22 protein-coding genes and 1 pseudogene are annotated in these 21,277 nt (G+C 66.9%); 15 read left to right on the top strand and 8 right to left on the bottom strand.

The window, feature by feature from the left end:
• Positions 1-11: 11 nt before the first annotated feature.
• Entirely contained in the window at positions 12-1,337 is a 1,326-nt protein-coding gene (locus KZ491_RS08690) for an NTP/NDP exchange transporter (RefSeq protein WP_222565557.1), read from the top strand.
• Between the two features lie 97 nt (positions 1,338-1,434).
• Positions 1,435-2,100 (top strand): DUF481 domain-containing protein, encoded by a 666-nt coding sequence (locus KZ491_RS08685; protein WP_222565409.1) that lies wholly within the window; start codon positions 1,435-1,437, stop codon positions 2,098-2,100.
• Positions 2,101-2,148: 48 nt separating this feature from the next.
• Here the strand turns inward: KZ491_RS08685 and hemC are convergent, their stop codons facing one another.
• From hemC to KZ491_RS08665, 4 genes are all read right to left on the bottom strand, one after another.
• Entirely contained in the window at positions 2,149-3,066 is a 918-nt protein-coding gene (gene hemC / locus KZ491_RS08680) for a hydroxymethylbilane synthase (RefSeq protein ID WP_222565408.1), read from the bottom strand.
• Positions 3,067-3,083: 17 nt separating this feature from the next.
• Complete coding sequence (locus KZ491_RS08675; RefSeq protein WP_222565407.1) at positions 3,084-3,839, bottom strand: LytR/AlgR family response regulator transcription factor; 756 nt, start codon at positions 3,837-3,839, stop codon at positions 3,084-3,086.
• Between the two features lie 39 nt (positions 3,840-3,878).
• Complete coding sequence (locus tag KZ491_RS08670) at positions 3,879-4,544, bottom strand: alpha/beta hydrolase (RefSeq protein ID WP_222565556.1); 666 nt, start codon at positions 4,542-4,544, stop codon at positions 3,879-3,881.
• Between the two features lie 94 nt (positions 4,545-4,638).
• Positions 4,639-6,402, bottom strand: coding sequence for an SLC13 family permease (locus KZ491_RS08665; protein ID WP_222565406.1), 1,764 nt, complete (start codon positions 6,400-6,402; stop codon positions 4,639-4,641).
• A gap of 177 nt (positions 6,403-6,579) precedes the next feature.
• Here KZ491_RS08665 and KZ491_RS08660 point away from each other — a divergent pair, with 177 nt between their 5' ends.
• The 13 genes from KZ491_RS08660 (at position 6,580) to KZ491_RS08600 (ending at position 19,108) form a co-directional block, all read left to right on the top strand.
• On the top strand, positions 6,580-7,557 hold the full coding sequence (locus KZ491_RS08660) for a helix-turn-helix transcriptional regulator (protein ID WP_222565405.1): 978 nt from the start codon (positions 6,580-6,582) through the stop codon (positions 7,555-7,557).
• 84 nt (positions 7,558-7,641) lie between these two features.
• Positions 7,642-7,992, top strand: a complete 351-nt coding sequence (locus KZ491_RS08655) for a hypothetical protein (protein ID WP_222565573.1) — start codon at positions 7,642-7,644, stop codon at positions 7,990-7,992.
• Positions 7,993-8,079: 87 nt separating this feature from the next.
• Positions 8,080-10,209: a prolyl oligopeptidase family serine peptidase gene (locus tag KZ491_RS08650; RefSeq protein WP_222565404.1), complete on the top strand. Its 2,130-nt coding sequence runs from the start codon at positions 8,080-8,082 to the stop codon at positions 10,207-10,209.
• A gap of 111 nt (positions 10,210-10,320) precedes the next feature.
• Positions 10,321-12,447, top strand: coding sequence for a S9 family peptidase (locus KZ491_RS08645; protein ID WP_425493132.1), 2,127 nt, complete (start codon positions 10,321-10,323; stop codon positions 12,445-12,447).
• 5 nt (positions 12,448-12,452) lie between these two features.
• On the top strand, positions 12,453-12,842 hold the full coding sequence (locus KZ491_RS08640) for a YbaN family protein (protein WP_222565402.1): 390 nt from the start codon (positions 12,453-12,455) through the stop codon (positions 12,840-12,842).
• Positions 12,843-12,882: 40 nt separating this feature from the next.
• A complete protein-coding gene (lptM, locus tag KZ491_RS08635; protein ID WP_222565401.1) occupies positions 12,883-13,134 on the top strand; it encodes an LPS translocon maturation chaperone LptM in 252 nt (83 codons plus the stop codon).
• Positions 13,127-13,993, top strand: coding sequence for a diaminopimelate epimerase (gene dapF, locus KZ491_RS08630; RefSeq protein ID WP_222565400.1), 867 nt, complete (start codon positions 13,127-13,129; stop codon positions 13,991-13,993). Before lptM ends, dapF begins: the two co-directional genes overlap by 8 nt.
• Entirely contained in the window at positions 13,990-14,664 is a 675-nt protein-coding gene (locus tag KZ491_RS08625; protein WP_222565399.1) for a DUF484 family protein, read from the top strand. The genes dapF and KZ491_RS08625 overlap by 4 nt, the downstream gene beginning before the upstream one ends.
• Positions 14,654-15,586 (top strand): tyrosine recombinase XerC, encoded by a 933-nt coding sequence (gene xerC, locus KZ491_RS08620; RefSeq protein ID WP_222565398.1) that lies wholly within the window; start codon positions 14,654-14,656, stop codon positions 15,584-15,586. The genes KZ491_RS08625 and xerC overlap by 11 nt, the downstream gene beginning before the upstream one ends.
• A 338-nt stretch (positions 15,587-15,924) precedes the next feature.
• Entirely contained in the window at positions 15,925-16,476 is a 552-nt protein-coding gene (hslV, locus tag KZ491_RS08615) for an ATP-dependent protease subunit HslV (RefSeq protein WP_222565397.1), read from the top strand.
• Positions 16,477-16,478: 2 nt separating this feature from the next.
• A complete protein-coding gene (hslU, locus tag KZ491_RS08610) occupies positions 16,479-17,858 on the top strand; it encodes an ATP-dependent protease ATPase subunit HslU (protein ID WP_246606633.1) in 1,380 nt (459 codons plus the stop codon).
• 204 nt (positions 17,859-18,062) lie between these two features.
• The gene (locus tag KZ491_RS08605; RefSeq protein ID WP_343225580.1) at positions 18,063-18,569 is read left to right on the top strand and encodes an RNA polymerase sigma factor; all 507 of its coding nucleotides are present in this window, start codon (positions 18,063-18,065) and stop codon (positions 18,567-18,569) included.
• On the top strand, positions 18,566-19,108 hold the full coding sequence (locus KZ491_RS08600) for a hypothetical protein (protein WP_222565395.1): 543 nt from the start codon (positions 18,566-18,568) through the stop codon (positions 19,106-19,108). Before KZ491_RS08605 ends, KZ491_RS08600 begins: the two co-directional genes overlap by 4 nt.
• 3 nt (positions 19,109-19,111) lie before the next feature.
• On the opposite strand, the gene fabR is transcribed toward KZ491_RS08600, so the two are convergent.
• The 4 genes and pseudogenes from fabR to KZ491_RS08585 form a co-directional block, all read right to left on the bottom strand.
• On the bottom strand, positions 19,112-19,786 hold the full coding sequence (fabR, locus tag KZ491_RS08595) for an HTH-type transcriptional repressor FabR (RefSeq protein WP_222565394.1): 675 nt from the start codon (positions 19,784-19,786) through the stop codon (positions 19,112-19,114).
• Positions 19,752-19,856, bottom strand: a pseudogene (locus KZ491_RS12755) (GFA family protein); the annotation flags it as partial. The gene fabR and the pseudogene KZ491_RS12755, both read right to left, overlap by 35 nt.
• A 372-nt stretch (positions 19,857-20,228) precedes the next feature.
• Entirely contained in the window at positions 20,229-20,591 is a 363-nt protein-coding gene (locus KZ491_RS08590; RefSeq protein ID WP_222565393.1) for a TfoX/Sxy family protein, read from the bottom strand.
• A 159-nt stretch (positions 20,592-20,750) separates the two neighbouring features.
• Entirely contained in the window at positions 20,751-21,194 is a 444-nt protein-coding gene (locus KZ491_RS08585) for a hypothetical protein (protein ID WP_222565392.1), read from the bottom strand.
• Positions 21,195-21,277 lie beyond the last annotated feature (83 nt).

Here is a 21,277-nt window from a genome sequence, read left to right as displayed (position 1 = left end):
GTTCCAGCGGAATGGGCCGGGTCCGGCGACTGCGCGCGGCGCTGGCCGAGTCGCCGCCGCTGTGGTGGTCGTTGCTGTATTTCTTCAGCCTGCTGTGCGGCTACTACGTGGTGCGTCCGGTGCGCGACGCGATGGGTGCCTCCGGTGATGCCAGCACCGTGTTCCCGCAGTGGCTGCTGACTCTGGCCGATGGCGCGGGCTTCGCCTTGGGCGACTACACCCTGCAACTGCTGTTCACCGGCACCTTCGTGACCATGGTGGTCCTGCAGCCGGTCTATGGCGCGCTGGTCGCGCGATTCCCGCGGCGCGTGTTCCTGCCGGTCGTGTACCTGTTCTTCATCGCCTGCCTGGTGTTTTTCTTCGGCCTTTTCCATACCGGCGTCTCCGGCCGGGGCGGTGCGTTCTTCATCTGGACGGCGGTATTCAACCTGTTCGCGGTGACGGTGTTCTGGAGCTTCATGGCCGATGTGTTCGACAACCAGCAGGCCAAGCTGGTGTACGGCTACATCGGCGCGGGAGGCACGATCGGTGCGCTGGTCGGACCTGGCATCACCCGCCTGCTGGTCGAGGTGATCGGGGTGGCCAACCTGTTGCTGGTGTCCGCCGGCTTCCTGGCGATATGCCTGCTGTGCATCCTCAAGCTGCGGCCGTGGGCGCGGCGGCGCGAGGCGCAGCACGGCGAGAGCGGCGGCGACCAGGCGATGGGTGGTTCGATGCTGGCCGGGCTGAAACTCGTCTGGCAGCGGCCGTTGCTGCGCGCACTGGCGGTCACCATGTTCTTCGGGGTCGGCGTGGGCACGCTGCTCTACAACGAGCAGGCGGCGATAGTGAAGCAGTTCTATCCCGGCGCGGAGGCGGGCACGTGGTACTACGCGACGGTGGACTGGGCGGTCAACGGTGTGACCCTGCTGGTGCAGGTCTTTGTCACGCGCGCGCTGCTGCAGCGCTTCGGGGTGGCACCGGCACTGCTGGGCCCGGCGATTGCGATTCTCCTGGGCTACTGCCTTCTGGCCGCGTCGCCGCTGCCGCTGATGGTGGCGATCGTGCAGGTGGTGACCCGGTCCGGCGAGTTCTCGCTGGCCAAGCCGGCCCGCGAGACGCTCTATACGCGGGTCGATCGGGAGTCGCGCTACAAGGCCAAGGCGGTAATCGACACGGTGGTCTATCGAGGCGGCGACCTCACCTTCGTGTGGTTGCACAAGGCCATCGCGGTGCTGGGCTCGAGCATGGTGTTTGCGGCCGGCATTTTCGTCGCCCTGGGCATGACCCTGGGCGCGTGGGGAATCGTGCGTGCGCAGCGCGATCTGCCCGACGAGCGCCCGCGCGAAGAACCCTGAGGTCGGCATCGGCGGCGGGCGGTCCGTTTAAGCGCGGTATTCAACCTGGCGTGGGCTACGGGGCATACTCATGTGCCGCCATTAAGCATGTTCAACGATGAGCGTCGTACTGGGGATGGCCCTGGCGGTCATTCCGTTCACCACCTTGCCCGCCGCCTCCGCCGTATCCGGTGATCCCGCGCTGGTGCAGCTGGGAAGCGATCCGGCGCAGCTGCGGCAGTTCTGCTACTCCACCCGCTGTGGCGATGAGGAGTGGCGGCGGGGCTCGGCTCTGTCGCCGTCACTGACGTTCCATGACAAGCGCAAGGCGCGGCCGACGCTGCCGGGCAGCCAGCGCTGGATCAGCCTGTGGGCACCGGCACGGCCGCGGGATCGCACCGCCAGCTACTCCAATAACTGGCGGGTTGGCACGCGCTACCACGTGGATGCCCTGCGCGACGGCCCGACGCGGCTTGGCCTGCAGGTGGGGGCGGGCTACCGGTTGGCGCCGCTGAACGATGACGGCATTGAGCATCGTGGCCCGGTGCTGCGGGGGGCAGTGGATTTCGGTCACCGCATCAACGACCGGGCCAACTGGTCGCAGCGCATCCAGTTCGAAGCCGGCCAGAACGGCAGCACCTTCGTCAAGCAGTCCTTCGGGCTGGACGTGTCGCTGTGGCCGGAATGGACGCTGGAAAGCGACTTCCAGATCCGCCACCGGGAAACCGGGCAAACCGGCACGGAGTCGGCCGAGTCCTCGCTCAAGCTGCGCCGGCGTTTCTGAACCTCGCTATGCGGCCCCTCGCTAAGCGGCCCGAGGTTCCGGGCGCTGTCAGGCCTGCGGCGGCAGGAACTCGCCAGCCCCCTGCCTTAGCAGCCCCGCGGCGACGTCACGGCCCACAGCGGCGGGGTCATCGGCGCGGCCGGTACTGAACGCACGCACCGAGCGGCCGTCCTCGGCGCAGCCGACCATGCCATGCAGCGACAACGCATCCCCGTCCAGCGCGGCGTAGCCGGCGACCGGAACGTGGCAACTGCCGTGCAGGGCCCGGTTCATCGCCCGCTCGGCCTCGACACAGATGCGGGTCTCGGCATGGTCGAGGGCAACGCAGAGGGCGGCGATGGCCGGATCGTCGTCCCGGCATTCGATCGCGATGGCGCCCTGGGCTGGTGCCGGGAGCCAGTCGGGCACCAGCAGCCGGGAGCGGATCCGGTCGCCCAGGCCGAGCCGGTGCAGACCAGCGCAGGCGAGCACGATGGCGTCGTACTCGCCGGCATCCAGCTTGGCCAGGCGGGTATTGACGTTGCCGCGCAGGTCGCGCAGCTGCAGGTCCGGTCGCAGCGCACGCAGCTGGGCCTGGCGGCGCAAGGACGAGGTGCCAACCACCGCGCCCTCGGGCAGGCTGCCGATAGCGTCGTAGCGGTTGCTGATGAACGCATCGGCGTAGTCCGCGCGCTCCAGGATGGACGGCAAGGCGAAGCCCGGCTCCAGGTCCATCGGCACGTCCTTGAGTGAGTGCACCGCGCAGTCGGCCTCGCCGCGCAGCATCGCCACTTCCAGCTCTTTCAGGAACAGGCCCTTGCCGCCGATCGCCGCCAGCGGCCGGTCCAGCACCTCATCGCCGCGGGTGCTCATCGGTACCAGCTCAACCTGCAGGCCCGGATGGGCGGCACGCAGGGCGGTGGCGACGTGTTCGCTCTGCCACAGGGCGAGCGGGCTTTTACGGGTGGCGATGCGCAGGATGGTCATGCGGGCATTATCGCCGGTTACAGCTGGAGCAGGGTGTCGCGCACCGCGGGAGCGCAGCGGCGGCTGACTTCCAGCGGCTGCTCCACCGCGCGCAGGATCACCGTCACCTGGCCTTCGGGACTGCGCCGAAGTTCGACGATGCGGTCTCGGGCCACCAGGCAGTTGCGATGGATGCGCACGAAGCGATCGCCGAATTCCTCTTCCAGCGAGCGCAGGGATTCCTCGATCAGGTCCTCGCCGCCGGCGTGGTGGACGACGACGTACTTCTCGTCCGCGAACAGGTACCGCACCTCAGCCAGCGGAATCAGTCGCAGGCCGCCGCGCAGACGCGCGCACAGGTGGCTGCGAGGGGCGCTATCCACGCTGGACGGCGGACTCGAACTGGCCAGGGTGTTCCCGGCGCGGGCCACGCCGGCGCGGAAGGTGCGCACGCGCTCCAGCGCTGCGGTCAGCCGTTCCGCACGCACCGGTTTGACCAGGTAATCGATGGCTTCGGCCTCGAAGGCGGACAGGGCATGCGCGTCGTAGGCGGTGCAGAACACGACCGCCGGTCGCGCCGGCAGTGTCGCCATGTGGCGCGCGGCTTCCAGCCCGTCCATGCCGGGCATGGCGATATCCAGCAAGACCAGATCCGGCGCGTGTTCGGCGCACGCCTGCAGTGCCTGATGCCCGTCGCCCGCTTCGCCGACCAGCTCGATGCCGGGCATGTCGTTCAGCAGGCTGCGCAGGCGCGTGCGTGCCAGCGGCTCATCGTCGGCTATGACCACCTTCATCGCGTATCCCCCATCGCGGCCTTGCAGCCGCAGCCCCGTTCAAGCCGCGGCGAAACGCGCCGCCATCCACTCACCCAGCGCCTTGATCTGTTCGGCACACACCTGATGGGCCATCGGGTAGGCGTGCCACTCGACATTGAAGCCCAGTTTCCGCATCGCCTCCGCGCTGCGTTCGCCGGCCTGGAAGGGCACGACCGGATCGTGCGTGCCGTGGGCCATGAACAACGGCTGCGCGCTTGCGCCCGCCTGCAGGAGTTCCCCGGCGCGGTTCGCCATCGGCAGGTAGGTCGACAACGCGACCAGCCCGGCCAATGGTTCGCGTCGGCGCAGCCCGGTAGCCAGCACGATCGCGCCGCCCTGGGAGAAACCCGCCAGCAGGATGTGGCCGACCGGCACCCCGCGCTGCACCTCGCGCGCGATCAGTGCCTCGACCTGGGCGATCGATTCTTCCACCCCGACCTCGTCGGCGCGGTTGGCCAGGTCGAAATCGCGGATGTCATACCAGGCCCGCATCCGGGCGCCGTTGTTGACGGTCACCGCGCGCACCGGCGCATGCGGGAACACGAAGCGCAGCGCGGGCCAGTCGCGGTCCACCAGTTCGGGGACGATCGAGGCGAAGTCGTTGCCGTCGGCGCCCAGGCCATGCAGCCAGATGACGGACCATTCCGGCGCCGGGCCGGTCTCGTGCTCGACGGTCTCGAGCATTGCAGCGGTAGTTTCCATCCCGCCATTGTCCCCGCTTGCGCCGCCGCGGGCCAGTTGGCCCGTTGCCGGTCCGGCCGTGACGGGCGCGGTGAGGTCAGAACGGGAAGTAGATCGGAATCAGCAGCACCGCAGTGACCCAGAAGATCACCGTCAGCGGCAGGCCGATGCGCATGAAGTCGGAGAACTTGTAGCCACCGGCCGCGTGGACCATGGCGTTGGTCTGGTAGCCCACCGGGGTGGCGAACGCGGTTGAGGCGGCGAAGGCGACCGCAACCAGGAACGGCTTGGCATCCACGCCCAGCGACTCCGCGGTGGCGATCGCGATGGGCACGATCAACACCGCGGCGGCGTTGTTGCTCATCATCTCCGTCAGCACCGAGGTCATCAGGTAGATCACCGCCAGAGACGCCACCGGGCCCATCTGGCCGACCAGACCGATGGCGTTCTGGGCCAGCCAGTCCGCACCACCGGAACGCTCCAACGCGATGCCCAATGGCAGGACGCCGGCCAGCAGCATCACCACCCGCCAGTCCACCGCCGCATAGGCCTCGTCGGGCTCCAGACAGCGCAGGACGATCAGCGCCACGCAGCCCAGGATCGCCGAGGCAACGATCGGCAACAGGCCGAGGCCGGCGGCGCCGATCACCGCGAACATGACCAGGAACGAAGTCCAGGCGCGTTGCTTGTCCACCCGCGGCTGCGCGCGCTCGGCCAGGACGACGAAGTTGGCATCGTCGCGCAGGGTCGACAGTGCGGCCTCGGTGCTGTCCACCAGCAGGATGTCGCCCACGGCCAGCGGCGCGTGGTCGATGTGTTGCCAGAAGGGCGCGCGCTGTTGCCGCTGCATGCCGCGCACGCGGGCCCGGTAGACATGGCCGAACCGCAGGCTGGCCAGGGTGTGGCCGACCAGGTGCGAGCCGGGCGCGATCATCACCTTGGCGTGCAGGCGCGCTGCTTCCACGTCGCCTTCCAGGTCGCGCGCGACGTGGTCGAACTCCAGCTTGTACTGCTTGCGCAGGCGCTGGATCAGACTCCACTCCCCGCGCAGCAGCAGCCGGTCACCGGCTTCGATGCTGGTATTGCGGCGCGCCCGGATCGCGCCGTCGCGGACCAGCTTGAGGGTCATCTTGGATGCCATGTCCTCCGGCAGCGCCTTCATCGCGTCAGTGCCGATGACCGGGGAGCCTTCAGGCACCAGCAATTCGACCAGGAAGATGCCGTCCAGCCCGTCATCATCGACTTCCGGCACGCCCAGGTCGGGTAGTAGGAAGTTCCCGACCAGCATCAGGTAGGTGATGCCGATGCCGACGAAAATGATTCCCAGCGGCGCGAACTCGAACAGGCCGAAGCCCTCGCGGCCCGATTGCACCGCCAGCGAGTTGACCAGCAGGTTGGTCGATGTGCCCACCAGCGTGCACACGCCGCCGAACTGGGCGGCGTAGGACAGCGGAATCAGAAGCTTGGAGGGCGCGCGGCGTTGGGAAATCGCCGCCGCGATCACCAGCGGCAGGAACACCGCAACCGCCGCGGTGTTGTTGACGAAAGCGGAGATGAAGGCGATCACCACCATCATCACCAGCGCGAACAGCCAGCTCCAGCGGATCCGCGCCAGTGCCTCGCCCAGGCCTTCCAGCGCGCCGCTGCGTTGCAGGCCGGCGCTGAGCACGAACATCGCTGCCACAGTGATCGTCGCCTCGCTGCTGAAGCCCGACAGCGCCTCGGTTGGCGACACAAGTCCCAGCACCAGCAACGACGCCAGTACCAGCAGGGCGACCACGTCGGTCGCCAGCTTCTCGCTGACAAACAGGTAAACCGCGCCGGCCAGGACGGCCAGCGTCAGCCAGAGGTCGATCTGCATCAGCGGCTGGCTCGCGCGGTGCGGGGCTCGGGCGTTCGCATGGCGGGGGCCGGCGCTGTCATGGGGCGGGGACTGTCATGCATGGGGCGCATTGTGCCCGCAGGCGGGACGCTGGGCGAGTTGCGCCGCAGGGCGCAGTTGGCGTAGGAACCTCCGGAACCGTCTAAAGTGCGCACCATGGAACGCATCGAACGCATCCACGCCCTGCACCGCATCCTGACCGGCGCCCGCTATCCGGTCACGGTGCCGCGCCTGCAGGAAGAGCTCGAGTGCTCGCGGGCCACGGTCTACCGCGACCTGGCCTACCTGCGCGACCAGTTGATGGCGCCGGTGATCGGCAACGGCGAGGCCGGCTTCCGCTACGACCCCGAGGACAGCCACCGCTTCGAGCTGCCCGGACTGTGGCTGAGTTCCGACGAGCTGCACTCCTTGCTGGCGGCGCAGCAACTGATGCTGCGCAGCGGCGGCGGAGTGTTGGCCAATGCCCTGGCGCCGCTGCAGCAGCGCATTGAGAAGCTGCTGGACGATCACGCCGGCGGGCGACGCGTGCCGGTGGAGCGGGTCAGGGTGGTCGCCCATCGCACCCGCCGGCTGGAAGAGACCGCGTTCCGCCATGTCGCCACCGCGGTATTGGACAGGCGCCAGCTGGCGTTCGACTACCGCGCGCGCTCGACCGATCAGCTGACCCGGCGCACGGTCTCGCCGCAGCGGCTGACCCATTACCGCGACAACTGGTACCTGGACGCCTTCGACCACGACCGCGACGCGTTGCGCAGCTTCGCCGTGGACCGGATCAGTGTCGCGCGCCAGCTGGACGAGGTCGCCCGCGACGTGCCCAATGAGGAGCTCGACCGCCAGCTGGCCTCCAGCTACGGCATTTTCTCGGGCACCCCCAAGGGCTGGGCGACGATCGTGTTCAGTGCCAAGGCGGCGCGCTGGGTGGCCGACGAGCACTGGCACTCCCAGCAGGAAGGCCGGTTCCTGCCGGACGGGCGCTACGAGCTGAAAATCCCCTTCAGCTCCGGCCGCGAGCTGCTGATGGACGTGCTGCACTACGGCAGCGACGCCGAGATCACCGCGCCGCCTTCACTGCGTGAGCAGGCGCGGGCGCTGCTGAGCCTGGCGATCAGCAACTACGACCGCGATCCGGTCTGAGCCCGCGCCAGGTGCGGGGCGCGGTCGCAGTCCCTGAGATGGTCCAGCGCAATCCTCGGCGCATCGCCACCGAGGAGCTCTGCCATGTCCCGTTCCGCCAACCGTCCCTTGCCTGCCAATCGCCTGGCACCACGTCTGCATGCGGCCCTGTGCCATGGCCTGGCGGTGGGCGTGACGCTGCTGATCGTGCTGCCCGCCGCGCGCGGGTCGCACGAGCTGATCGGCTGGCTGCCACTGTGGCTGTTGGGCATGCCCTTGAGCGCGCTGGCCGTGCTCCACTGGCTCGATCGTCGGCAGGATGCCGCCCCGCCACTACGCCGCGGAGCGCGTGCCTGCATGCAGGCACGGCCCATCGGCGGCCGGCCCAGCTCGGCCACGCTCCTGCTGCGCCCCGCACGCGGTGGCAGGCGCCGCGGCATCGCCGAGGCCGCGTAGGCCGGGCAGGGGCCTTCGTAAAAGCGGCGCTGTGCTAACTTTCGGTGGTTATCTCGCCCTGTCCCAACTTTGCACACCGGAGCGCCCATGTCGCAGCTGCTGAAGGCCCGTCGGGCCGCCTTTCTCGTCGCCGGCCTCGCAGTGGCCATGGGCAGCGCCCACGCCCAGGAGGCCCCCGTGTCCGACCCGTATCAATGGCTGGAAGAAGTCGAAGCGCCCAAGGCGCTGGAGTGGGTCAAGGCCCGTAATGCCGCGACCGAGGCTGAGCTCGCCGCCACCCCGGCCTTCAAGCAGCTGGAATCGCAGATTCTGGCGATCCTCGATTCGGACGCCAAGATTCCGTACGTCGAGAAAATCGGCGAGTACTACTACAACTTCTGGAAGGACGCGCAGCACCAGCGCGGCCTGTGGCGTCGCACGTCGCTGGCCGAGTTCCGCAAGGACAAGCCGCAGTGGGAGACCGTGATCGACCTGGACGCGCTGAACAAGGCCGAGGGCGAGAACTGGGTCTGGCACGGCGCCGACTGCCTCAAGCCCGAGTACCAGCGCTGCCTGGTCGCGCTGTCGCGCGGCGGCGCCGATGCCGACGTCACACGGGAGTTTGATCTGGGCACCATGGGCTGGGTGGAGGATGGCTTCTTCCGTGACGAGGCCAAGGGCGGCCTCGGCTGGATCGATCGGGACAGCGTCTACGTGTTCACCGATTTCGGCCCCGGCTCGATGACCGAGTCGGGCTACCCGCGCATCGTCAAACAGTGGCAGCGCGGTACGCCGCTTGAGAGCGCGAAGCTGGTCTATGAGGGCAAGCCCGACGACATGTACATCGCCGCCGGCCGTGACCACACCCCCGGTTACGAGCGCGACTTCGTCACCCGCACCCTGGCGTTTTACAACGACGAGCTCTACCTGCGCGGTGCCGACGGCAAGCTGACTAAGGTGGATGCGCCCAACTCGGCGATGAAATCCGTGCACAAGGACTGGATGGTCCTGGAGTTGCGCGAGCCCTACCAAGCCGGCGGCAAGACCTGGCCGGCGGGGAGCCTGATCGCGATCGACTTCGATGCGTTCATGGACGGCAAACGCGACTTCACCAGCCTGTTCGAGCCGACTGAGACGACCTCGCTGGCCAGCTCGACCTGGACCGCCAACCATCTCGTGCTGAACGTGCTGGAAGACGTGAAGAACCGGCTCAGCGTGCTGACACCGCCTGCCGACGCGTCCGGCACATGGAAGCGCAGCGCTTTCGTCGAGCAGCCCGAAGGCACGGTCAGCGTGGCGGCGGTGGATGCCGACGGCAACGACGACCTGTGGGTGATGGCGTCCGACTACCTCAACCCGCAGTCGCTGTCGCTGGCAACCATCGGCCAGGCGCCCGAAGTGCTGAAGACCATGCCGATCTTCTTCGACGCCTCCAACGAGGTGGTCGAGCAGCACTTCGCCACCAGCAAGGACGGCACCCGCGTGCCGTATTTCCTCGTCCATCCCAAGGGCATGCCGCTGGACGGCAGCACGCCGACCCTGCTGTACGGCTACGGTGGCTTCGAGATCTCGCTGACGCCCGGGTATTCCGGTGCGGTCGGCAAGGGCTGGCTGGAGAAGGGCGGCGCCTACGCGGTGGCCAACATCCGCGGCGGCGGCGAGTACGGCCCGCGCTGGCACCAGGCCGCGCTGAAGGCCAACCGGCACAAGGCGTACGAGGATTTCGCCGCGGTGGCGAAGGACCTCGTCGCACGCAAGGTCACCTCGGCCAAACACCTGGGCATCCAGGGCGGCAGCAATGGCGGCCTGCTCACCGGCAACATGCTGACCCAGTACCCGGAGCTGTTTGGTGCGGTGGTCATCCAGGTGCCGTTGCTGGACATGCAGCGCTATCACAAGCTCCTCGCCGGGGCGTCATGGATGGCCGAGTACGGCGATCCGGACAAGCCCGAAGAGTGGGAGTTCATCCAGACCTTCTCGCCCTACCACCTGTTTGACGCGGACAAGGACTACCCGCCGACCCTGTTCACCACCTCCACCCGCGATGACCGCGTCCACCCGGGCCACGCCCGCAAGATGATGGCGAAGATGCTGGAGGCCGGTAAGGACGTGCGCTACTACGAGAACATCGAGGGCGGCCACGGCGGCGCGGCCAACAACCAGCAGGCCGCGCACATGAGCGCGCTGGCCTACACCTTCCTGTGGAATCAGCTCGCCGACGACAAGTCGGCCGACTGAATCAGCCACCCGCCCGGATCCGATCCGATGAAGCCACTTCTGCTTGCCGCCGCCGTAATGACCTCGGTCCTGATTGCGGCTGCCACTCCTGCTTCCGCCCAGAGTCTTTCCATGCCTTCCAGCGTTCCCCCACAGTCATCCACCGTCACCGCCGCCGCTCCCGACGTGGAGAAGCGCCCGCATCTGGTCACCGCCCCGCACGGTGCAACCCGCCAGGACGAGTACTACTGGCTGCGCGACGACACCCGCAAGGACCCGGCGATGCTGGCCTATCTGGAAGCGGAGAACGCCTACGTCGATACCGTGATGGCGCCGCTGAAGGGCCTGGAGGACACGCTGTACGAGGAGATCGTCGGGCGCATCAAGCAGGACGACAGCTCGGTGCCGTATCGCGAGCGTGGTTGGTGGTACTACACCCGTTTCGAGACCGGCCAGGACTACCCGATCCACGCCCGTCGCAAGGGTTCCATGGAGGCCGACGAGCAGGTCCTGCTGGACGTCAACGCGATGGCCGCCGGCAAGGAGTACTTCAGCGTCGGCGACTTCGCGGTCAGCCAGGACAACCGCCTGCTGGCCTGGGCCGATGACGACATCGGTCGGCGTCAGTACGTGATCCGTTTCAAGGACCTGGACACCGGCGAGCTCCTTGACGATGCCATCCCCGGCGTGTCGGCCAATGTCGTCTGGGCCGATGACAACCGCACCGTGTTCTACGTCGAGAACGACCCGGAAACGCTGCTCACGGTGCGGGTCAAGAAGCACGTGCTCGGCACCCCGGTCGCCGATGACGTGTTGGTCTACGAGGAGCACGACGACAGCTTCTACATGGGCATTGGCCGCACCCGCGATGACAAGTACATCTGCATCGGCGTGGAAAGCACCGTATCGAGCGAAAGCCGCTGCGCACTGGCTGCCGATCCGCGCGAGTTCACCGTACTGGCCCCGCGCGAGCGCGATGTCGAGTACAGCGCCGACCACCACGACGGTCGCTGGGTGATCCGCACCAACGCTTCCGGCGCGGACGGCAAGCCGGCCGACAACTTCAAGCTGATGACGGCCCCCAGCAACGCGACCTCACGTGAGCAGTGGCAGGAGTGGATCGGGGTCGACGAGGACGTGTACATCGACGGCTTCGAGCTGTTTGACGGCTTCACCGCCGTGGCCGAGCGCTCCGGTGGGCTGGAGCGCCTGCGGCTGATTCGCGGCGAAGTCGGCCAGACCGATGCGGCCTCCGAATACGTCAAGGCCGACGAGAGTGCCTACTCGATGGGGCTGGCGACCAACGCCGAGCCGGACACCGACTGGCTGCGCTACAGCTACACCTCGCTGACCACGCCGGACACCACCTACGAGCTCAACACACGCACCGGCGAGCGCCGCCAGCTCAAGCAGCAGCCGGTGATCGGCTACGACCCCGCGCTCTACACCACCGAGCGCCTATGGGCGACCGCGCGCGACGGCGCCAAGATCCCGGTCTCGGTGGTCTACCGCAACGGCTTCCAAAAGGACGGCACCGCCGCGCTGCTGCAGTACGCCTACGGCAGCTACGGCTACTCGATGGACCCGGCGTTCAACCTGCCGGTGGTCAGCCTGCTCGATCGCGGCATGGTCTACGCCATCGCCCACGTCCGCGGCGGCCAGGAGATGGGCCGCAAGTGGTACGACGCCGGCAAGCTGAAGCACAAGCAGAACACCTTCAACGACTTCATCGATGTGACCCGCTTCCTGGTCGATGAAGGCTATGCGGCCAAGGACCGCGTCGCGGCCTACGGCGGCAGCGCCGGTGGCCTGCTGATGGGCGCGATCTCCAACCAGGCCCCGCAGGACTACCGGGTGATCCTGTCCCAGGTGCCCTTCGTGGACGTGGTCACCACCATGCTGGACGCCAGCATTCCGTTGACCACCAACGAGTACGACCAGTGGGGCAACCCGGAGGACAAGGCCTACTACGACGTGATGTTGGCCTACTCGCCGTACGACAACCTGGTCGCGCAGGATTACCCGGCGATGTTCATCGGCACCGGCCTGTGGGATTCGCAGGTCCAGTACTGGGAGCCGGCCAAGTACGTCGCTCGACTGCGTGATCTGGACACCAGCAGCGCGCCGGTGCTGTTCCGGACCAACATGGACGCCGGCCACGGCGGCAAGTCCGGTCGCTTCCGACGCTATCGCGAGCTGGCCGAGATGTACGCGTTCATGCTCGACCAGCTGGCGGTAGAGACTGCCGCTTCCCGCTAGCCGCCATGCCGATCGGCCGCGATCCACACGGCCCGGTGCGCTGGGCCTGGTTGCTGCTGGCCTACCTGAGTCTGGCGCTGGCTGCGGCCGGCGTGGTCCTGCCGCTGCTGCCGACGGTACCCTTCGTGCTGCTGGCAGCGTACGCGGCGGCGCGCGGGTCCAAACACCTGCACCAGCGCCTGCTGACCCATCGCGTGTTCGGTCCGATGATCCGTGACTGGCAGCGTCACGGCGCGGTCTCGCGGCGGGCCAAGTGGCTCGCCAGCGCCTCCATGCTGCTGGCCGCCGCGATCGCCTTCCTGACCGCTCCGCACCTGTGGATCGCCGCCATCGCCACGGCCACGATGGCCGTTATCGCGTGCTGGCTATGGCTGCGACCCGAGCCGGAGCGCTGAACGGTATCGCCTTGCCCGCTGGCGCCGTTACACTGCGGCGATGAACGCACGACTTCCGATTTGCCTGCTCGCCCTCGTACTTGCCCTGCCGCTGGCCGTTGCCGGTTGCGGCAACAGCGGCCCGTTGGTCATGCCCGACGCCGTCCCGGCCGATACCCCGATCGATAGCGACGATCAGGCTGTGGACGCCACTGAACCGGTCGAGGATGACGCCACGACCGAGGACACGATCGAAGAACTCGGTGCCGACCCGATTCCCGAGGTGGGCGGTGACGACGACGGGAATGACTGAAGGCGCACGGACCGGGTCCACCTCCGCCCTGCCTTTCAGCAAGATGCACGGCGCCGGCAACGACTTTGTCGTGCTGGACCTGCGCGGTGACCGGGACGCGCCAGACCCGGGCTTGTGCCGCGCCATCGCCCATCGCCACCACGGCGTGGGATGCGACCAGATACTGACCATCGAAGCGCCGCGCACCCCGGCCGCCATCGCCAGCTACCGCATCTGGAACGCGGATGGATCGACCTCGCAACAATGCGGCAACGGCGCCCGTTGCGTCGCCGCCTGGCTGGTGCGCGAGGGCAGCGCGCCGGCGGCCGGCGAGTTCCAGCTCGACAGTCCGGTTGGCGCGCACACGGTGCAGCGCCTCGAGGATGGCCGCTACCGCGTCGACATGGGTGTGCCGCAGTTCGAGCCGGCAAAAATTCCGATGGTCGGCTTCGACGCCCCCCGCGATCCCTACGTGCTGCCGGTGCGCGGCAGCATCCTGCCGGTGGGCGCGGTATCGATGGGCAATCCCCACGCGCTGATCGAGGTAGAGGATATCGATACCGCCGAGCTGGACATGGTCGGCCCCGGGCTGCAAGGCCACTCGGCGTTTCCCGAATCGGTCAATGTCGGTTTCGCCCAGATCCTTGGCCGCGACCACATCCGCTTGCGCGTGTACGAGCGCGGCGTCGGTGAAACCCTGGCCTGTGGCAGTGGCGCGTGCGCGGCCGTTGCCATCCTCGCCCGGCGCGGGCTGGTCGATCGCGACGTGCGCGTGTCGTTGCCCGGAGGCGAGCTGCAGATTGCCTGGCCCGCCGACGACCAGCCGGTTGCGATGACCGGCGCAGCCGCATTCGTATTTGAAGGAGAATGGAACGCATGAGCGAGACCACCGAAACCCTGGGTGTGCACGATGTGGCCGCCTGGCTGCGCCGCCATCCCACGTTCCTGCAGCAGTTTCCCGACCTGGCCATCAGCCTGGTGGTCCCGCGCGAGGAAGGCTCGGCTGCCTCCCTGGCCAGCTACCAGCTGGAGGTGCTGCGCGACAAGAACCGCGAACTGTCCAAGCGCTTGCGCGATCTGTTTGCCAACGCCGAGGAGAACGAGCGGCTGGCGGTGCGGACGCACCAGCTGGCACTCGCCTTGATGCGCCAGGACACTGCCGCCGACACCGTGCGCGCGATGGCCGCGACGCTTGCGGAGGATTTCAACGGCGATCTGGTGAAAATCGTCCTTTTTGAGGCGATTGACGGGCTCGACGAGAGCGACTGGCTGCAGGTGGTCAAACGCGACGATGCGCGCCTGCAACCGTTCCAGGATTGCCTTGCCGACGGCGAGCCGCTGTGCGGTCGCCTGCAGCCGGAGAAGCACGCGCTGCTCTACGGCGACAGCGCCGACCAGGTGCAGTCCACCGCATTGCTCCCGCTGCCCGCGCTGGGCCTGGTGGCCGTGGGCAGCCGCGATCCCAACCGGTTTTTCCCCGGCATGGGCACGCTGTTTCTGCAGATGATGGGCGAGGCGTTGGAAACGGCGCTGGCGAGGTATGCCCGCTGATCCCGGGACGACCGCGCCCGGGTCGGCCTCGCCGCTCGATCCCACGGTCGCCGCGTTCCTCGACCACCTGCAGGTCGAGCGCGCAGTCTCCGCCCATACGTTGGATGCCTATCGCCGCGACCTGACGACGCTGTCGCAGTGGGCGGCCGCGCAGGCACGCGATCTGGTCGGGCTGGAGGCCGACTCGCTGCGCAGCTTCATCGCCGCCGAGCACCGCCGCGGGCTGGCGCCCAAGAGTCTGCAACGCCGGTTGTCCGCCTGCCGCAGCTTCTATGCGTGGCTGCTGCGCCACGGCCGCATCAGCGCCAGCCCGGCCGCCACGATCCGCGCCCCGCGAGCGCCGCGCAAGCTGCCGCAGGTCCTCGATGCCGACGAGGTCAAGGTGCTGGTAGAAGTCCCCACCGACGCGCCGCTGGGCCTGCGCGACCGCGCGCTGCTGGAGCTGTTCTATTCCTCCGGCCTGCGTCTGTCGGAGCTGTGCGCCCTGCATTGGCGCGACCTGGATCTGGAAGACGGCCTGGTGACCGTGCTGGGCAAGGGCAGCCGCCAGCGCAGCGTGCCGCTGGGGTCCTACGCCCGCGTCGCCTTGGCCGAGTGGCGCGCCTCGACCGGCGCGGCCAACGACAGTCCCGTGTTCCCCGGCCGCAACGGCCCGATCACCCCGCGCGCCGTGCAGTACCGCTTGCGTCAATTGGCCCAGCGGCAGGGCCTGTCGAAAGCCGTGCACCCGCACATGCTGCGGCACAGTTTCGCCAGCCACATCCTGGAGTCCTCCGGCGACCTGCGCGGGGTACAGGAGCTGCTCGGCCACGCCGACATCGCCACCACGCAGATCTACACTCACCTCGACTTCCAGCACCTGGCGACGGTGTACGACGCGGCTCACCCTCGCGCCAAACGGAAACCGTCTTCGAAGGATTGACGGGGGGTCGGTTTAAAGCACGAGGGGGCGGGGTGCGGGACCCGGTTCAAGTCGCTCCACGATATTCGCTTGGTTGAACCGGGTCCCCCGCCCCGCCCACCAGACTTCCGGAGGCGTGGGGCAAAGGCGGTGGTAGCCGGGGGTTTTTCCACCAAGACGCCTCCGTTCCTGCGAGCGGCTGTCGAGTGCCGTTTCCACAAAGCGAATTTCGTGGAGCGACTGGAAACGGTACCCGGCAGCCGCCCCCGCGTATCCCATGCGCAACCACCCATTCAGCCCCCAGCGCTTGAACAGCGCCGCGCGACCCCCATCAAAGGGGTTCGACCACGGAGGCCCACATGGACCCCAGCCAGAACCCCACAGTCTTCCACGCCACCACCATCGTCTCGGTGCGCCGCAACGGCCGCGTCGCCATAGCCGGTGACGGCCAGGTCACCTTGGGCAACACGGTGATGAAGTCCAACGCCCGCAAGATCCGCCGCCTCGGCCGCGACGGGCAGGTCATCGCCGGGTTCGCTGGCGCCGCCGCCGACGCGTTCACCCTGTTTGAAGTCTTCGAAGCCAAGCTGGAGAAACACGGCCAGCTGACCCGTGCCGCCGTCGAGATGGCCAAGGACTGGCGCACCGAGCGCCGCTACGGAAAGCTCGAGGCGCTGCTCGCGGTGGCCGACAAGGAAACTTCGCTGATCATCAGCGGTACCGGCGACGTCATCGAGCCCGACGACGGCATCATCGCCATCGGCTCGGGCGGCATGTACGCCTTGTCCGCCGCCCGCGCGCTGTACGCCCACACCGATCTGGACGCCCGCACCATCGCCACCGAAGCGATCGGCATCGCGGGTGACGTGTGCATCTACACCAACCGCAACGTCGTCGTTGAGGAACTGTAAGCATGAAGTTCAACCACACCAGCGCCACGATGACTCCGCGCGAGATCGTGCAGTCGCTCGACACCCACATCATCGGCCAGCAGGACGCCAAGCGCGCGGTGGCCATCGCGCTGCGCAACCGCTGGCGCCGCAGCCTGCTCGATGACGATCTGCGCAATGAGGTCATGCCCAAGAACATCCTGATGATCGGCCCGACCGGTGTCGGCAAGACCGAGATCGCGCGGCGCCTGGCGACCCTGGCCAACGCGCCGTTCGTGAAGGTCGAGGCGACCCGCTTCACCGAGGTCGGCTACGTTGGCAAGGACGTGGAGCAGATCATCCGCGACCTGGCCGATACCGCGGTCAAGCTGTATCGCGAGCAGGCCAAACAGAAGGTCCGCACCGAGGCCGAGGAGCGCGCCGAGGACCGCATCCTGGATGCACTGCTGCCCAAGCGCACCACGGGGCTGGGCGGCGGCATCGGGTTCGATCCGCACGCCGCCGCGGCCGAGCCGTCCGCGCAGGAGTCGGAAACCCGCATCAAGCTGCGCCGCCAGTTGCGTGCCGGTGAGCTTGACGAGCGCGAGATCGACATCGAGACCGCGGTCAACGTCGGCGTCGACATCATGGCCCCACCGGGCATGGAGGAGATGGGCCAGCAATTGCGGCAGATGTTCTCCCAGCTGGGCAGCAACAAGACCCACAAGAAGACCATCGCCATCAAGACCGCGCGCCCGCTGTTGATCGAGGAAGAGGCGGGCAAGCTGGTCAACGAAGAGGAAGTCCGCGAGGCGGCGATTGAGGCCTGCGAGCAGCACGGCATCGTGTTTATCGACGAGATCGACAAGGTCGCCAAGCGCGGCGAGAACGTCGGCGGGGGCGATGTCAGCCGCGAAGGCGTGCAGCGCGACCTGCTGCCGCTGGTGGAGGGCTCGACGGTCAGCACCAAGTACGGCTCGGTGAAGACCGACCACATCCTGTTCATCGCATCGGGCGCGTTCCACATGGCCAAGCCATCGGATCTGATCCCGGAGCTGCAGGGCCGGTTCCCGATCCGCGTGGAACTGTCCGCGCTGACCAAGGGCGACTTCATCCGCATCCTGACCGAACCCAAGGCCGCGCTGACGCTGCAGTATGTCGAGCTGATGAAGACCGAAGGCGTCAGCCTGACCTTCGCCGACGATGCCATCGAGCGCATCGCCGAGATCGCCGCGCTGGTCAACGAGCGCCAGGAAAACATCGGCGCCCGCCGTCTGCATACGGTGCTGGAACGGTTGCTGGATACGCTCAGCTACGAGGCGCCCGACCGCGACGGCCAGGCGATCACCATCGACCGCAACTACGTCGACGCCAACCTGGGCGAGCTGGTGAAGGATCCGGATTTGAGCCGCTATATCCTTTAACCGCTGGACCGAAAGCCCGCCACCCGGCGGGCTTTTTTCTTGGGAACTACCCCCAACGTCGTGGTTGATCACGCTGTCGCAGCTGCGCTCGCAAGGCGCACGTGTCAGGTTTTCCGAGACGTCCACGTCTAACAAGGCTATGTGGATGAAAACGAGGCGCGCATGGAGCTCGCAAACAGCAGCACTCGGGCCGGACCCGGCAACGTGAGCCACGCCCGGCCGGTGACCGACATCGACGCGGTCCTGCGCGAGCACGGCCCGATGCTGTTCCGCATCGCCTCGGGCTACACACGAACCACCGCGGCGCGCGATGACCTCGCCCAGGAAATGTCGGTCGCGATCTGGAAGGCGCTTCCCGCGTTTCGCGGCGAGGGTCCGCTGAAGGCGTTCGTCGCGCGCACCGCGCAGTTCGCCGCACTGGATCACGTGCGCAAGCGCTCCAACCGCTTCGACAGTGACGCCATCGACGACAGCTTTGAGAGTCACGACCCGCGCCCGGACGAGCACGCGGGCCAATGGCAGCGCCGGCAGCAGTTGCTGCAGGCGGTGCGCGGCCTGCCGGTCGGCCAGCGCGAGTGTGTGCTGCTGGTGCTGGAGGGCTTCAGCAATCGGGAGATCGCCGACATCCTCGGGATGCCCGGCAACACCGTCGATCAACGCCTGTCGCGGGCGCGACAGCATCTGCGCACGCTTCTGGAGGCCGCGAAATGAGCAATCAGGAATGGGATGCGCTGGCGGCGCAATGGGATTCGATGGACGTCGGCGATCCGGCAATCCTGCAGCAACGGCTGCATCGCCACACGCGCCGAACCCGCCTCGGCTTGATGGGCGAGCTGGGCTCGCTGGTGGTTGCCCTTGGCTTCATCGGATGGGCCTGGACGGACGATCCCGGCCTTCGCCCCTGGCTGGTGGTCGCGGCGGTCCTGCTGGTGGTATGCCAGGCGCTCTATCTTCTGCTGCGCCGGCGCTATCGCCTGTTTGGCTCGCCCGACGGCGGCCTAGTGGGGCTGATCGATGCCGAGCTTGGCCGCGCCCGTTTCATCCTGGCGTCGCACTGGGCCGGCGTGCCCATCGCACTGGCGATAGTGGCGTTTGCGTGGGTGCTGATTCCGAACATCCATCTGCAGAAGTTGCAAGGCGGATTGATTTTTTCCGCGGTCCTGTACCTGCCGTACCTGGCTGCCCGTACCTGGCAGATGCTGCGCCGCATCCGCAGCCTTCGCCGCGAGCGCGCCGAGCTGTTGCGGTAGGCGCTACTTGGCCGCCAGGTTGGTGCCCTGCGCGCCGTTGACGATCATCCGCACCATCGTGGTGAGCTCATTGATCTGCTCCGGATAGCGCTCCGGCGGCAGGTCCATCGCGCTGCCGCCAACGGCAAACACCAGCCGCGTGATCCCCCGGGCGACCAGCGCCGGCTCATGCATTGGGACGCGGTTGAGCTTGGACAGGCGGATGAGGTCCAGGCGCAGTTCCTCCTCGAAGAACCGCAGCTGCCGGTCCACCGCCTGCTTGTAGGCATCCGAGCCCACCAGGCCTTCGCGCAAAAGAAGGTGCAAAAGCTTGTCGTCCGCGCGTAATTGCTCAAAAAACGCCTCGACCGAACTGCGAACCACGCCGCCATTGGTGTCGGCGCGATTGCGCGCCCGCCCGATGATGGCCCGCAACGACGTGCCTGCCCGCTCGATAAGCACGACGGCCAGTTCGTCGATATCGCGAAAGTGGCGGTAGAAACTGTTGGGCGCGATCTGCGCCTCGCGCGCCACCTCGCGCAAACCCAGCGTGGAGACGCTCCGGTTCGGTCCCAGGATCGCCAACGCGGCCTCGATCAGGTCTTCACGGGTAATCGGTCGGCGACGGGCGTCGAGGGCGGGGGTGGTCGGGAGCGGGATTTCGCTAGTCAAGTCGATCTGCCGGGTGGTGGACACCATCTTCGGTCTCCACGCCGGGCAGATCAAACGGACTGATGCCCTCCAGACAGCCGACGCTGTAGCCGTACTCCCGGACCGGCGCCGACGTTGAGCAAAAAATCCTCGTTGCTGAGCTACCGGGGGTCATCGGTGGCGTGAAAAGCGCCGTCCATCGAAGTTTGAGGCTCACGCTCGAAGAAAAAAGCCCCGCACGTGAGCCGCGAACCCTGACGAAACAGCCAGAAAACTGCGCGCCTGAGGCGTAGATCCTCATCGTTGATGAAAAAAGCAGCATCGTTGAGTGTCTGTGGGGCATTGAAGGGGCAAGATGCTTCACGAGTGACGTTCTCACCATCGCAGGCGAAGCTAGGAGTGGCTACGCTTTGCTCGAGCACACCGGGAAGCTCGCTGAGGCGCACTTCCACTGAGCCGAAGGAGCTACCGCTTCGGCTTGGACGAATTGTTAGAACGGAGGCTTGGCGCGCATCCTGCTGGCTGTTGTTTTCCGAGGCTTGGGAGGCTTCGGCAATGGCATGAGCGCAGCTGTGTCTGTAATGAGTAGGCGGAGCGCATCAGTGTCGTCCAGCAGCTCGTCGGCAACGGGATAGTCCTTTGCGCCTGGATACGGCGGACGTTGCGGCAAGCGTGGTGCGATCGTGGTGGCCGCAGCCGATGGCTTAATGAAGAGACTGTTGTCGCACGCAAAGGCGACGACTTTTCCGTCTAGATAGAGAGCGTACTCACCAAACATCCTCTTAGAAGTCAGGCGATCACCTAAGCCGACTTGTTCCGTTACGTACTCGACGAAGTCTCGGTCCGTGGCCATGCTTGCTCCTGCCGCCTCACACCGGAATTAAGCCGACCCGCAACGGTGGGACGGACGCTGATGGAAATCGAACCAAGACTCTGCTTGGAAATGGGACTTCGGGAGTTCGGTTTGAACGGCCAGTTAGGCGCGTGCGGCACTTGGTCGGTGAATTCACTTCTACCCGTAGATAGTAAACGCTACAGAAAAGAGGAAAACAATTTTAAGCGCAACTGTGGAGAGGATTGCCACTGTTCGAGAGCGCTGAAGCAGGAGAACGTAGCTGCCGTTTAGAACCAAGGCGATCCAGCTAGACGCCAAGATCGAGACAAGTCCTTCAGACCAGTGAAACAAAACCCCGTACCCCAGAACTCCCAAAGCGGCGCCCAGCAGGGCGGACCTTCCGTACTTGGCGGCCAACTCAACGAAACACACCGTCCAGAAGAGTGCCTCAAGGATCACGACAGGTATGCCAACACCTAGAAATAATTCTGGTGGTGCTGCTGAAAGCTCGCTGATTCGAAGTTCATCCGTATCCGGTGCAAATAACTCTGCTATCTCGAGGCCGCCGAAGAGCAAGATCGCCGTGAGTGTGATGACGATCCATGTCGGGAATCCTTTCATAGGGGGCGTCGCACCGGAATTAAGCCGACCCGCAACGCGTGGGGCGGACGCTGATGGAGGCCGAACCACGACTCTGTCTGGAA

It is taken from the genome of Novilysobacter antarcticus (assembly GCF_019802285.1).
Classification (GTDB): domain Bacteria; phylum Pseudomonadota; class Gammaproteobacteria; order Xanthomonadales; family Xanthomonadaceae; genus Novilysobacter; species Novilysobacter antarcticus.
Note: the sequence above shows the minus strand (reverse complement) of the source record. Positions and strands in the feature narration are given on the sequence as shown.